At 58.1% G+C, this 14,059-nt stretch carries 11 protein-coding genes; 4 read left to right on the forward strand and 7 right to left on the reverse strand.

The annotated features are described in order from the left end of the window. Positions 1-147 precede the first annotated feature (147 nt). Entirely contained in the window at positions 148-1,185 is a 1,038-nt protein-coding gene (locus tag GT019_RS22255) for a ribonucleotide-diphosphate reductase subunit beta (protein ID WP_161745549.1), read from the forward strand. Positions 1,186-1,327: 142 nt separating this feature from the next. Here GT019_RS22255 and GT019_RS22260 read toward each other — a convergent pair whose 3' ends face one another. Next, positions 1,328-2,530: a substrate-binding domain-containing protein gene (locus tag GT019_RS22260; RefSeq protein ID WP_161745551.1), complete on the reverse strand. Its 1,203-nt coding sequence runs from the start codon at positions 2,528-2,530 to the stop codon at positions 1,328-1,330. 546 nt (positions 2,531-3,076) lie between these two features. Between GT019_RS22260 and GT019_RS22265 the strand changes: the two genes are divergently transcribed. Further along, positions 3,077-3,811, forward strand: a complete 735-nt coding sequence (locus GT019_RS22265) for a phosphoethanolamine transferase domain-containing protein (protein ID WP_161745553.1) — start codon at positions 3,077-3,079, stop codon at positions 3,809-3,811. 10 nt (positions 3,812-3,821) lie between these two features. Here the strand turns inward: GT019_RS22265 and GT019_RS22270 are convergent, their stop codons facing one another. The 3 genes from GT019_RS22270 to GT019_RS22280 all read right to left on the reverse strand — a co-directional run bounded on the left by GT019_RS22270 (position 3,822) and on the right by GT019_RS22280 (position 8,229). Continuing rightward, on the reverse strand, positions 3,822-4,241 hold the full coding sequence (locus GT019_RS22270; protein WP_235949001.1) for a gamma-glutamylcyclotransferase family protein: 420 nt from the start codon (positions 4,239-4,241) through the stop codon (positions 3,822-3,824). A gap of 26 nt (positions 4,242-4,267) precedes the next feature. Next, entirely contained in the window at positions 4,268-6,397 is a 2,130-nt protein-coding gene (locus GT019_RS22275; RefSeq protein WP_161745557.1) for a putative bifunctional diguanylate cyclase/phosphodiesterase, read from the reverse strand. 512 nt (positions 6,398-6,909) lie between these two features. After that, on the reverse strand, positions 6,910-8,229 hold the full coding sequence (locus tag GT019_RS22280; RefSeq protein ID WP_161745559.1) for a VWA domain-containing protein: 1,320 nt from the start codon (positions 8,227-8,229) through the stop codon (positions 6,910-6,912). A gap of 260 nt (positions 8,230-8,489) precedes the next feature. On the opposite strand from GT019_RS22280, the gene GT019_RS22285 reads away from it, so the two are divergent. Beyond that, positions 8,490-8,861, forward strand: a complete 372-nt coding sequence (locus GT019_RS22285) for a hypothetical protein (protein ID WP_235949005.1) — start codon at positions 8,490-8,492, stop codon at positions 8,859-8,861. A 109-nt stretch (positions 8,862-8,970) separates the two neighbouring features. Here the strand turns inward: GT019_RS22285 and GT019_RS22290 are convergent, their stop codons facing one another. Then, a complete protein-coding gene (locus tag GT019_RS22290) occupies positions 8,971-9,552 on the reverse strand; it encodes a TetR/AcrR family transcriptional regulator (RefSeq protein WP_161745561.1) in 582 nt (193 codons plus the stop codon). Between the two features lie 271 nt (positions 9,553-9,823). Here GT019_RS22290 and GT019_RS22295 point away from each other — a divergent pair, with 271 nt between their 5' ends. Continuing rightward, positions 9,824-12,679: an efflux RND transporter permease subunit gene (locus tag GT019_RS22295; protein ID WP_161745563.1), complete on the forward strand. Its 2,856-nt coding sequence runs from the start codon at positions 9,824-9,826 to the stop codon at positions 12,677-12,679. On the opposite strand, the gene GT019_RS22300 is transcribed toward GT019_RS22295, so the two are convergent. Further along, positions 12,660-12,857 (reverse strand): hypothetical protein, encoded by a 198-nt coding sequence (locus GT019_RS22300; protein ID WP_161745565.1) that lies wholly within the window; start codon positions 12,855-12,857, stop codon positions 12,660-12,662. The genes GT019_RS22295 and GT019_RS22300 overlap by 20 nt on opposite strands. 115 nt (positions 12,858-12,972) lie before the next feature. Then, positions 12,973-13,575 carry a hypothetical protein gene (locus GT019_RS22305; RefSeq protein ID WP_161745567.1) on the reverse strand — a complete coding sequence of 201 codons (603 nt, stop codon included), beginning with the start codon at positions 13,573-13,575 and terminating at the stop codon, positions 12,973-12,975. Positions 13,576-14,059 lie beyond the last annotated feature (484 nt).

Below are 14,059 nucleotides of genomic sequence, written 5' to 3' on the forward strand. Positions count from 1 at the left end.
ATTCAACGGTGATAATCCGACTACAAAGGCGACCGCTAACGCTTTTTCAACTTCAAACTGCTCTCCGGGCATAATTTCAACGAATCGGCAATTCTAAAACCGCTGCAGCACTTATAGGAGCAGGAAAAGAAGGAGGCAGGCCATTTAATGGAACTGCAGAAGAAAAAATTGTTTAACGAAGAAGGCGACCGCGATTGGGGCAAGCGTCGCATGATCGGCGGCAACACCACGAACCTCATCGAACTGAACAACGTAAAATACGACTGGGCCACCAAGATGTACCGGACGATGATGAACAATTTCTGGATTCCGGAAGAAATCCCGCTCGCCCAGGATGCCAAAGACTACAGAAACCTGTCGCTCTCCGAGCGTAACAGCTACGATAAGATCATTAGCTTTCTGATTTTCCTTGATTCGCTGCAAACGGCGAATTTGCCGAATATCAACGAGTTTATTACTGCACCCGAAGTTAATCTCTGCCTGACTGTACAGACATTCCAGGAAGCAGTGCACAGCCAATCCTATTCTTACATTTTGGACAGTGTTTGTGCGCCAGAGGTGCGTGACCAAATTTACAACTTGTGGCGCGAGGATAAGAACCTGCTTAAGCGCAATCGGTTCATTACGGACCTTTACGAGAATTTTATCGCCAATCCGTCTTCGCAGAACCTGATCAAGACGATTATGGCCAACTATATTTTGGAAGGCATCTATTTCTACAGCGGCTTCAGTTTCTTCTATGCGCTTGGACGCCAAGGCAAGATGCTTGGCACGGTCTCCGAAATCAAGTACATTCAACGCGACGAGCTGACTCACTTGGCCTTGTTCCAAGGCATTTTCCGCGAGATCCGCAAGGAAAACGCCGAAATGTTCACGCCGGTGCTCATCGAAGAGCTGCGCCAAATGATGCGCACGGCGGTCGAGCACGAGATCGAATGGGGCAAATACATTACCAACAATCAGATTCCCGGCCTGACGGACGAGATTATCGATTCGTATATCAAGTTCCTGTCCAATGAACGGCTGCGCAAGCTGAACCTGGACATCTTGTACCCGGAAATTACCGAGCACCCGATGAAATGGGTCGAGAGCTTCAGCAATATGAACGGCATGAAAACCGACTTCTTCGAGCAGAAGGTCACCAACTACAGCAAATCGTCCAACCTCAACTGGGGCGATCTGTAAGACCGCATTTTGCTCTACGCGATAGACCGCCTCCATCCTTTTGGATGGAGGCGGTTTTTTGTTCTTCGCTTCTTGTTTGCTGCACTTAAGTTGCCTCTTATTGAGGGAGTCCGCCTCAGGTACGCAAAAGAAAAACAAGCGGTCAGGAGATTCCCAAACCGCTTGTTTGCATGGTTTCTAGTTCATTGGACAGCCGCGCCAGCGACATGCGCTCGATCAGCCTCGTTTGGATTCGGATCGTGATCGGTTTCTTGCCGCCCCTTCCGAGCATTCGATCGAACAACGCTTGGACCGCCCGCTGCACCAATTCGTCTACCGGCTGCGCGACCGTCGTGAGCTGCACCGGCAGCATCATCGCCAGCTGCGAGTCCGAGAAGCCCGATAACGAGAGCTGCTCGGGTACGGCTTTATTCAACCTTTGCGCGGAGAAATAGACGGCGGCGGCCAAGTAATCATCTCCGCTCGCAACGGCCGTTAATTTGGGATTCTTCCTCAGAAACCGTTCGAGCTCGGGATTCTCGTCCCTGTAATTCGTGTAGTTGTTCGCCAGCTCCACGATATGGATATACTGGCTATGTACGGGAATATCATGATCGATGAGTGCTTTCATATACCCCTTATACCGATCGTCGATGCTGCTCACGCCTTGAAACGGATTAGAGACGAAGCCGATGTCCCGATGCCCCGCTTCAATAAAGAGCTTGACCATATCGTACATGCCCTGGAACGAATCGTGCACGACGAAATCCATCGCCGCCCCGCTGAACATCCGATCGACGAGCACGATGGGGCAACCCGCTTCACGCAGCTCAAGCGCGACCGGGCTGCAGTGATTCCGGCCTCTGGCAAACAACAGCACGCCGTCGACGCCGTCGCCGTGCAGCTGCCTCAGGCAGGCATCCTCGTCGTTCAAATCCTTGCTGAGCTTGATGATCAGCTCGAAATCGAAGGAACGCGCAGCCGTCTCCAACGCGGATACGATACGCGACGTATAATCATCCAATACCGGGAATACGAAGGCAATCCGTTTCCGTGATTCCGAAGGCTGATCGTATGCTCCATCGCTGCCGGAAGTCGGCCCTTCCTGCTCAGGAGCCGCGCAGTCGGAGTCTGCGCTCGCTTCCGCCATAAACGTCCCTTTGCGCTTGAGCCGATAGACGCAGCCTTGGCGCGCAAGCATATCAAGCGCCAGCTTCGCGGTCATTCGGCTGATGCCGAATAACGAAGCCAACTCCCCTTCCGAGGGAACGGGATCGTGAGGCTTCAACTGGCGTGCTTTAATGATTCGTTCAACCTTTGCCGCTGTTTCCACGTACAGGATTCGGCGGTTCGTACTCTTACTCAATCCCAATCACCTTCAGCCTTGCCATTAGAATATTCAAATCGTACTCGCTAAACGGTGCTTTCTCAAGCCGTCATGCGTTGAAGAATTTGTAAAGCACGGAGCCCGTTGATATATAAAATCCATATTTGCCGATCACGTTTCAGGAAGTACGCGCTTCATGGTACAATATAGATCAGATTGGACGTCCCGACAGGAAGAAATTACCGCCGGGCATTAACGAAGCGGGTATGAAGCAGACTATAGCCTGAGGGCCAGAACTTCCGGAAGAGCCTTCCTTTCTCGACTTGACGGGCTCGATGCATCGGGCGCGCGCCTGCCTTAGACAAGCATACGCCAAGCAATGAACACCAGCCACGGCAATTCTTCACACTGCTAAGGAGTCAGGTTTCCTGTCTCATCGCCCTGCCGGAAACCAATACTGCAGCACCCATAACGACCGCTCAGACTAAAGTCCAGTTCCAAAACTGGACTACGGCCGATATCACACTTTCCGGACATCCATGTACACTTGATGAAGAAAGATCGTGGAAATGAGGGGTATTTTGCATGTCTCAACAAATTTATGTCATTAACGCATCGCTAGCGGTTCTGCTGCTTCTGCTTGCACTGTGCGCAGGGTTCGTGTCGGGGTGCCTCGCATTCCGCAAAACCGAGGAGTCCCTGCAGCGGACCTCCATCGTAACGCTCGCCCTGCTCGGCGCCATGACGCTGATCTCGATCGGAAAAGTGACCATGCTCATCGCGACGTATTCCTACCGCAGCTGGTTCGTGCTGGATTCGGCGCTGCTGTTCTTATCGCTGATCATGGCGCCTACGGCCGCGATCGCCGTATTCTCCCTGCCGAGACTGCTTCAGCTCGCCAAGCTTCGGCCCAGGGAAACGGAGTCGGCGGTGAGCCGCACGAAACGCCGGGCAGCCTCGGAGGTTAGACTGGTCGTACCGATCCAAGTGCTGGTGATCGAAGCGCTGCTCTATGCCGCCATCAACGTCTTCCCGCTCGGCATGGAACTGCGGATGCAGATTCTCGTCATCGGGCTGCTGGTATTGATGTCGCCTGCACTGCTCATCTGGCGGCAATCCATCCGTCACCGACGCATCCATCGGGATGACGGCACGTCGATGATCCATTTCATCAACCGGGTCGTCTTCATCACGATGGCGTTCATGCTGCTCGCATTTGGCATTATTCATACGATGAAAAACGCAAAGACGCTCCGCACGGATGCGGAGCGCAATGAAATGCTTCAAATCTCGTTCTCGCCGGCCTTCTCGGGCAAATGAACGCCAGCTCTTATTCGTATTCCTTCTTCCCTCTGCGGGCCAAGTAGTCCGGCCAATACGTTTCCTCGATGGCCGGACAGCCTCGCGGGCTTTCCCAAACGTACACCCAACCGCGATATTCCGAAGCTTCCAAATCCTCGGCCCACACGCGATCGTAATCGTTCTCTTCTTCGATGCCGACAAACTGTTCCAGCTCATCCATTTCCCGCAATCCGCGTTCATCGACCGTTATCCACAGCCCGCATACGCTGGCACCCTTCGCCTGTGCTTCGGCATCCCGAACCAAGGCGGGATACGGACCGTAATCGACAAGCCTGCCCGCGATGACGCCCGGCTGCGTCAGCCGGATGTACGGGGCCGCGACATGATGATTGCCGTGACCCGGAAGCAGCGAACCGTAAATGAAAACAGCAAACGTCTTTTCCGGCATCGGCATCGGACTCCCTCGGCTATCGGTTAAGCGGTCTGGCTGCGATGCCGGAACCAATTCTCGAACAAATTGGCCGGGATCGGCTGCGTATAATAATAACCTTGCGCTTCTTCGCAGTCGCGTTCGCGCAGGAACTGGATTTGTTCGTCGTTTTCGACGCCCTCGGCCGTTACCTTCAGCTTTAGATTTTTGGCCATGGTCGTAATCGTGGATACGATGGCCGCATCGCTGGCGTCCCGCGTCAAATCGTTCACGAAGCAGCGATCGATCTTCAGCTTGTCGATCGGGAACCGTTTGAGCGAGCTCAGCGAGCTGTAGCCCGTGCCGAAATCATCGATGCTGATCTGCACGCCAAGCTCTTTCAGACTGGAGAGGGTATCGGCCGCGAATTCCACGTCGCTCGTCATGCTTTCCGTGATCTCGAGCTCCAGGTATTGCGGCGGCATGCCCGACTGCTGCAGGATGGCTTTGATCCGGTCCGCCAATTGATGCTGCCGAAATTGGCGCATCGACAGATTGACCGACATCATCATCGGCGGGAGCCCGGCATCCTGCCAAGCCTTGTTTTGCCGGCAAGCGGCGCCGAGCACCCACTCCCCAAGCTGCAAGATAAGCCCGTTCTCTTCCGTCAGCGGAATGAATTCGCCCGGCGGCAGCAAGCCCCGCTTCGGATGATGCCAGCGCACCAAGGCTTCGACGCCGACCACTTTATTGCTGGTCAGATTCACGAGCGGCTGATAAGCCAGCGCGAACTGTTCCTCGTCGATGGCGCGGCGCAGGTCGCTTTCCAGGCGAAGCCGGTCATGCGCCTTGCGGTTCATCTCCGGCTCGTAGCTGGAATATTCGTTGCGGTGCGCTTTCGCCGAATAGAGCGCGGTATCCGCGTTCTTCAGCAGCACGTCGACGCTTTCCCCATCCTGCGGGTAGAAGGAGATGCCGAGGCTGATCGTGATATGGTACTCCGCCTCGTCCAGCACGAACGGAGCGTCGAACAACCCCATGAGCTGCTTCGCCTGATGCTCGATTCGGTCCGTTTCCGCATCCATATCCGGCACGAGCATGACGAATTCGTCGCCGCCCATCCGGTAGACGCGTTTGGACGGATCCGCCGCTCGTCGCAGCCGGTCCGATACGGCCTGCAGCATCCGGTCGCCGAAGGAATGCCCCAGCGCGTCGTTGATCGTTTTGAACCGGTCGATATCGAAGAGGAACACCGCGACCCGGCTGCCGCTCTGCTGCGCGCGCTGCAGCTCGTCGTTGAGCTGCTCCTTCAGCAGCCGGCGGTTGGACAACCCGGTCAGCTCGTCGTGGAACGCGAGAAAATTAATCCGGCTTTCCGTGCGCTTGTATTGTTGGTACGGTTCCTCGATCGTGACGTAGTAGATGCCCTTCATCAGAAAATAAATGCCCGCCAGCTTGTAAACATGCGCGATCAGCATATCGCTGTCGTGCTGGTTGGCGCTCAGCAGGAACTGCACGTCCGCTACGGTGAAGAATACGAGCGACTGAATCATCGTGAGCAGCGCCTGCGGCCTTTCGTTGCGGTTGCGGTAAAGCACCGAAGCGATCGTGCCGAGATACGCGAACGCGATCAGGGAGCGCGTCTCGAAACGGAACAGCTCCGCGGCATGGCCGACGAAGATGGAAGACGGCGCAACGGAGAGATCCGCCAAATAAAAGTAGAGGACGGACACGAGGCAGGCGAGGCCGATGGCGGTCAGGAATGCGGGCAGCCGGCGGCTTGCCGGAACCGGCTCGTCGTTCTTGCGGAAGATCAGGAACAGGCCGATGGATCCGGCCGTCTGGGCAGTCTCCGCGAAGAGCTGCGACAACGACGTGTCGCCGATCAGCCGGTAAAACGGCATCCCTTCCGCGGTCAGGACGTGCAGCAGGTCGAACAAGCCGACCGCGCCGAACAACGCGGCCGTGTACAGGCGGTGTTTCGATAGCGAGTTGACGAAAAACAGCCAGCCCAGCACAAGCATCGTAAAGCTCGCGGCAAAGCCGAACAGTTCCATGCCGGAATGAAGAAACAAGTAAGCGCGCTCCGGTATCGGCCAATACAGCCCGCGATGCAGCAATCGCAAGAGAACAAAGCTAATAATGGCGGCGAGTGCGATTCCGATCGTTATTTTTTCCGCCCGTTTTATTGACATGATGTCCTCCTTCAACGAGTTAACCGATGATACATGCATGCGCTATTTCTGATCGGGTAAGACGATGAATCGCCGTTCATGAGAAAATGTCGTTATCGGATATATCGGTATTCGCGGCTCCTTTCTTTATCGTTCGGGAGCAGGTGTGACGCTTATGTAAGGCCGAGGCGGCGGCCGGCGGCTCCAGTCCCGCCCGAAGCCGAGATGAAGCCGCCGTGCCTGCGCCAGGGTAACTTCCGTGAAGGTGTCGCAGTCCCGCGGATCGCGCTGCGCTGGCAGGCGGATCGACACGGTCGACAGGTCAAACGCGGGGCAACCGCGCGGAAGAGGAGAATAACCGCTGCGGCGTATGTCTATATTCTCTAATATTATCCATTTTTCGACAGATTGGCGCCAAATTGGAAGATCCTGCTGTTTGAAGCGAATCCCTTCTAGTTTGTACCATTCCGTGTCACTTGTCCAGCCTCTTTCTAAAGCTTCGCTAAAACTTTTTTTCGACAAAATCACCGCCGTTACGCGGCATAACGGTTGATGACCTCGACGAGCAAATCGTTCAGCGCCTTGACCTCGTATTCGCCGACGGCCGGCTCCAGATGATCGTTGCCGATTCCGCTGTGATCCGTAAGGAATAAATAAGTGCCTCCCGTGGCCGATGCGATGAAACGCATCAAATATTCCGTATTCACGTCGACGCCGCTGGAAGCGATCGGAACGATCCGAATGCCCTCCGCGGCCGCTTCTTCCGTCAACGCCTGAATTCGCTTCGTGACCTTGCGATCATGATGCGGCGGCGCGTCCATCACGAGGAACAGCAGCCTTGCGCGCGCTTCGTCGCTCCAGTCGTGCTTCTCGATCGCATTGGCCAGCGCTTCGTCCACGGCCTCCGGAAAGTCCCCGCCGCCCGCGGCATCCTGCTCCGCCAGCTGGTCCTCCACCTTCTCGATATCGCCGGTGAACGGGAAGGCTCTGACGACATATTCGTCGTTACGGTCGCGATAGAAGTTCGCGCTCACGCGGATGCCGAGCTGCTGCCCGTTGTCCCGGTCCACGCGCTTCACGACGTCCTTCAGCTCCGTCTTCAAATAATCGAGCTCATCCTTCATCGAGCCCGTCGTATCGACCAACAGCATCAGGTCGAGCGCGTCGGCCGCTTTGACGGGCTTCTCCAACTCGACCTTCAGCGCCTCCCCGCGCGGGACAGGGACGTTCTCGAACCGTTTCGTCTGCCCGCCGAACGTCACGGCGATCCCGTACTTCTCCTGCGCGCCCTGCTCGTCGAACATGCCGGCGTACGCGTACGCGACGCCCTTATTGTCGGTGCGCGCCTCCCAGACCGTCTCCCCGTCCCCGCCGGACAGCGTGACGGTCGCATCCGACACGGGCTTGCCGCCGGCCGTTACGTCGACCTCCAAGCGGTTCTGCGGAAACATCGACCAGTACGACTGGTTATCCCGGCCTTCGCCGCTCTCCAGCAAGCGTACCCAGGCCTTCCAAGCGATCGCGTCGTCCCATTCGCCCGCGGTCAGCTGGCCAGGCTTGGAATCGTCGTATTGGGAGGCTTCCCCTTTCTCCGGCACCGCCGGCGAATCGCCGCGGTCGTCTGCCGCGGGCTCGTGCGCGTCGGACGAGTCGCCCGTGCCCCCGTCATCGCGCGTGCCCGTATCCGCGTTCGAATGCGATGACGAGTCCTTGCCGGAATTCGCGTTCGAACCGCCATTCGTCGCGGCGTCGTCAGTAGCCGCGGAATTGCCCGTGTTCGCCGCGTCGTTATTCGAGTTCGAGCTGCATCCTCCGAGTACCAGCGCGAGTCCGATCAGCGCCGCGGCTGACATCTTCAGCGCTCCCTTCTTTCTTGCCCCGGCTTCGTCTTTTCTGTTTGTTCGCGAGTTGCGTTCGTCGACCATTTCCGATTCCCCCTTTAATCTGCTTGGACAGCCAATATTTGTAAGACCGCCTCAATCCATTGACGAAGTTCGGCGGCCATTTGTTGCAATCCCGTTAAGCCCGCATTACAATTGGGGAATACGTTTTTTCCGCGAATATTCGCGCCATGCGCGCAATCAAAACAACCCGAAGAAGGCGATTGGCCCGCATGCCCGCATCGGGCGGGAAATGCAGCCCCTCGCTCGCGTTTCTTCCAAAGAAGGAGGCGGCATTCGCCCTGGAAACCTATCCATTGGCAGCGTTGTCCATCGAACACGGCGATACGACGACGAATTTGTCGTTCTTGTCCGCCCGGCTCGTCGTCGTATCCGACGCCGGCTACAAGCTCTGGTACGTCGAGATCGACGGCATGGCGCAGCGCGAGCTGCTTCGCGGGTTCAACGAAACCGACCAGATCGGCGTCGGCGTGAACGGCGTCACGGCAGGCGGGCGGCCGTTCCATGGGAGCGGCTATTTTCACCCCAACGAGCAGCACCATGCGGCGGCAATCCGCGGCGACGGCGAGCTGCCCGGGTTCTAACAGCGCCGTTCCGCCGAAAATTGCAAGCAAAAAACAGCTCCGGCTCGTTCCCAGAAGGAACGAGGCCGGAGCTGTTTTTGATGGCGGCGATAAGCGGTGAACGCGTCGGTCATTGCGGGGCGATGCCTTTGAAGAAGAGCTCGAAGGTCATCGTCATGCGGGTGTCGAGCGGCTCGTCCCCCGTTTCCATCGACCAGATGATGAGCGTGCCGAAGTACGATTGGAACGCCTGCTGCGCCAGCATCTCCGCCGGCATGTCCTTGCGGATCTCCCCGTTCTCCTGAGCCCGGTGCACGAGCGGCAGCACCGCTTCGGACAAATCCGCCAGCAGCTTGTTATGGGCGGCGAGCGCCGCGTCCGTGCCCAGCATGGCCTGGAAAAGCGCGCGCGTCAACGACTTGTTCATTTCGAAGCGCTTCACGAGCTCGAAGATCAGCAGCTGCAGCCGGGGAACGAGCGGACCCGGGGTGCCTTTCAGCTTCTCCACCTCGCTCATGGCAAATACGCCCTGAAGCTCGCATAGGAGATCGTCTTTGGAAGAAAAATAGTTGAAAAACGTGCCTTTGGCAACGCCGGCCAGCTTGGCGATCGCTTCGACCGTCGTGGATTCGTAGCCGTGCTCCGCAAACAAGGCCAGCGCCGATTCTTTGATTCGCAGGCGCGTCTGTTCTTTCTTAAGCTCGCGGTTCATGTTGAGGTCCTCCGTCGTGAGCCGTTCTGATATGCCCATTGTAGCATAGCGGCCGAATGCCGTAAAACAATAAATGACCAACGGTCATTTATTTAGCAAAACCTTGATCCATTTGTGTCATCCTCTATTCCATGCATGCATGATACCCTCTTCTAATCTATTATTCCCGATTGTGAAAAAATTATGACCAACGGTTCAATAATATTGACTTCGGCTTTTCCGATACGCTATAACTATTCATAGAGATTCCATGCATGAGGAGGGTTTGCTTATGACAGAAAGGTTTATCCGCGGCCTCGCCCGCGCCAAATGGGCGATATTGCTGGGATGGCTCGCCATTACCGCCGCGTCCATGCTTCTACTCCCCGACCTGGCGGCCATCGTGCGCCAGACCGAGCAGAAATTCGTGCCCGCGGATTCCGAATCCGTCGTCGCCAAGAACCTGCTGGAGCGGATCAATCCCGAAACGACGACCAAGTCGAGCGCGATTCTGGTCTATTCCAGGGCGGGCGGCATGACGGACCGGGACCGCGCGTGGCTGAAGGCCAAAGCGGCCGAGCTTGCGGCGCTGAGCGGCAAAGACGGCTTCAAGTCGGTCCAGTCCGCATACGAGACGCCGGAGCTCGCATCCAAGTTCCGCAGCAAGGACGGCACGACCGAGATGCTCATCGTCGGCTTTACCGGGACGGACAACGACGCGATTACCCAGGATGCGGTAGACTCGCTCAACGAACGAATCAAAGGAGCGCCGGGCGGCAGCAAGGTCGAGCTGACCGGCAGCGCGCCGATCGGCAAGGATTTTCAGGAAAGCTCCTCCGAAGGTCTCCAGAAAACGGAACTGCTGACCGTCGGGCTCGTGCTGGTCATTCTCCTGATCGTCTTCCGCTCGCCGGTCGCGCCGTTCATCCCGCTCGTCACGATCGGATTGTCGCTCGTCATCACGAGAGGGCTCGTCGCCGCGGCAACGCACTTCGGCATGCCGGTATCCTCGTTCACGGAATCGTTCCTGATCGCCGTCATGTTCGGGGCGGGAACGGATTACTGCATCCTGCTCATCCAGCGTTTCCGAGAAGAAATGAGCCATGACGGGGACAAGGTCGAAGCGCTCGCGCGCACGGCGCGCTCCGTGGGCAAGACGGTCGCTTTCTCCGCCAGCACCGTGTTCGTCGCGTTCTTCCTGATCGGCTTCGCGCAGTTCGGCCTGTACCAATCTGCCGTAGGCGTCGCCATCGGCGTGGCCGTTACGCTCGTCGCCGCGCTGACGCTGACGCCCGCGCTGCTGCTGATCTTCGGGAAAGCCACGTTCTGGCCGACGCGGATCGCCGGCGGGCAAGGACACGGGGAATCCAGGCTATGGAGCGCCATGGCTTCGCTCGCCGCGCGCAGGCCCGTCGCGATCATCGTCGTGACGGCCATCCTGCTCGCGCCGCTGACCTTGCTTTACCATAATAAGCGCTCCTTCGACGACTTGGCCGAGATCAGTCCAAGCCACGGCTCCGTGCAGGGCTTCCGCCAAGTGGAACGCAGCTTCGGCTCCGGCGAAGTATTCCCGCTCTCGATCGCGATTACGTCTTCCGCGTCCATGCGCGATCCGGCGGCGCTGGCGGTCATGGAAACGGCAAGCGCCAACGTCGCGAAGCTGAGCGGCGTCAAGGAGGTGCGCAGCGCGGTCCGCCCGCTCGGCGCGCAGCTACCCGATCTTACGGTGTCGGATCAGTTGACCAAGACCTCCGAGGCGCTGCAGCAGCTCAAGGACGGCGTGGATAAAGTCGCCGGCGGCCTGCAGGATGCGGAGACCTCCATCTCCGGCGGGCAGGGCGACGTCGACAAGCTGACGAGCGGATTGCGGACGATGGCGTCCAAGGCGAAGGAAGCGCAGCGCGGCCTGGATCAAATCCACGGCGGCCTGCAGCAGGCTTCCAAAGGCGCGGACCGGCTGGCCGGCGGCCTCAAGCAAAGCGCCTCCGTCTCGGACTCCATGAGCGCCGACATCAAGGCGCTGCTGAAGGCCCATCCCGAGCTGTTGCGAGAAGCAGCCATGCAGCAGCTCGTCGGCAAGCAGAAGGGGCTCTCGGACGGCTTGAAGCAGCTGCAGGGCGGCGCCGATCAGTTGACGTCCAGCTTTACGCAGCTGAATCCCGGGGTTGCCGGCGTGGCCAGCGGGCTGGGTCAGCTGGCCACGGGGCAAACGGATGCCGCCGACGGCACCGCCAAGCTCGGCAGCGGACTGACCGAGCTGACGAACGGGCTGGATTCCGGCGCCAAAGGGCTTCGCGACGTCTCCTCCGGTCTGACGCAGGTCAAGGAGGCGGAGCAATCGATCGGGGACAGCCAGATTCCCGGCTGGAATTTGCCGGCGTCCGCGCTTGACAGCCCCGAGCTGAAACAAGCGCTGGACTACTACATCTCCAAGGACGGCAAGACCGCGAAGATCGACGTCGTGCTCGCCGTCAATCCCTACTCCGAAGAAGCGCTGCGAACCGTCGATCAAGTCCGCGAAGCGCTGCGGCACAGCCTGGGCGGCAGTTCCTTGAAGGACGCGAAGGTTTACGTATCCGGCACCTCCGCGCAGATTACGGAACTGAAGGCTATCTCCAAGAACGATTTCTTGCGAACGGGCGGGTTTGTCCTGATCGGCATCTTCATCGTGCTCATGATCATGCTCCGTTCCATTCTGGCGCCGCTCTATCTGCTCCTGTCGCTCGTCTTCAACTTCCTCGTGACGATGGGCATCGTGGAGTTCATCTTCGTCCGATTGCTCGGCAAGGAAGGCTTGTCCTGGAGCGCGTCGTTCTTCATCTTCCTCATCATCGTGGCGCTCGGGGTGGACTACAGCATCTTCCTCATGGCGCGGTTCAAGGAAGAATACAAGCCCGGAGGCGTCCGGCTCGCCATGGCGAAAGCGATGTCCACGACCGGCGGCGTCATCGTCTCGGCGGCCATTATCATGGGCGGCACGTTCGCCGCGCTGATGATGTCGGGCGTGAACACGCTGCTCCAGATCGGCGCGGGCATCGTGATCGGCCTGATCCTGTACGCGTTCGTGTTCATGGGCCTGGTCGTGCCGGCGCTGGCGAATTTGTTTGGCGAAGCGAATTGGTATTTCTTTAGGCGCAGCAAGAAATAAAAATTCGGCTCTGGCGAGCTGGTAGTTCTTCTCGCGAAGCAAAGAACGGGAGCTCGGCGAAGCGAATTGGTATTTCTTTAGGCGCAGCAAGAAATAAAAATTCGGCTCTGGCGAGCTGGTAGTTCTTCTGGCGAAGCAAAGAACGGAAGCTCGGCGAAGCGAACTGGTAGTTCTTCACGCGGAGCGAACTCGCAACTTTCGCGGTCGCTTTCCGCTACGCGGCCGTCATGCACACGCAAAAAAATAAAAAGGCCGTATTCGCTCCACGACGAGCGAATACGGCCTTTCTCAAATTATACGATGGCGTGCCGCGCGGCCTGCTGCGTATGCGCGAACAGCTCCGTCAATTCCAAGTGCTGCAAATATTCCAAAGCGCCCCTGGATTCCTCGGACACGCTGCCGCTCTCCTGGAGCGAGATCATGCCGGTAAACGCGCTTGCGTTCCAACGCGCTTGCCGGGCGATCGCAGCCAGTCCGTCCCGGATCGCCCCGTCCGGCAGATCGTTCAGGATCGTGCTATTCCGCACCCAGTCCGCGGACCGTTCCTGCAGCCGCTGCATCGCGGGATGAGCCCCGGCCATATGGAACCAATAGTTCGCATTCGAGAAATCGCCTTCCATGCGATGCATGATGCCGTGCCAGTAACAGCCGGTCGCGTCGTCCTCGATCTCCTGGGCATGCGCATGCGAGGCGGCCAAACTTTCGTTGAGGAGATGCAGGCCCGCTTTCAGCGCGATCAACGCAGGCAAGTCGGCGCGCGGCGTAGCCGCGGTAATGAGCGGCAGGTCTTCGATTTGTTGCTCCAACGCAGCGTCCCATGCGTGCTTCGGCATCAATGCTTGCAGGGGTTGGCGGGATTCCAATCGTTCCGCGATCGACGTCAAGGCTTTGTACATGCGGCAAACACTCCTCCAGCGTTATAATGCCAATCCGGTTGTTGCGAGCGTAAGAAATGGCGAGCGGCGGAACATGTACGCCGTGAGTGACGGCCGAAGCCGCAAAAAAGTAGAATGGATTCTATTGTAATGGATGCATCCCGGCAATTCAATATCGCCCGCGGCAGAAACCGACGATCGGGTCGATCCGGCCGTGCCGCGGAAGCTCGGCTATCTTCAGCGTTGGCTCTGACCGGGCAACTGCCGGCGCACGGAACCGCCCGGATAAGCCATGCCCGCGAGCGGCCAGCGCCGCGAAAGCGCACCTCCGCGTCACTCTTCTTTATATGCGGCCGGAACGGAATTTTGTTAAGCGCCTCGCGCGAAATAGGCCGAAACGCAATAAAAACATGCGCGTTCCATACCATGCGATAGCGGCCAAATGAGCGATGCAAGCCTTGGAATACGCGACAAGCCCCCGAACCGGGTAGGATCGGGAGCTTGT

The organism is Paenibacillus glycinis, from assembly GCF_009909185.1.
Taxonomy (GTDB): domain Bacteria; phylum Bacillota; class Bacilli; order Paenibacillales; family Paenibacillaceae; genus Paenibacillus_Z; species Paenibacillus_Z glycinis.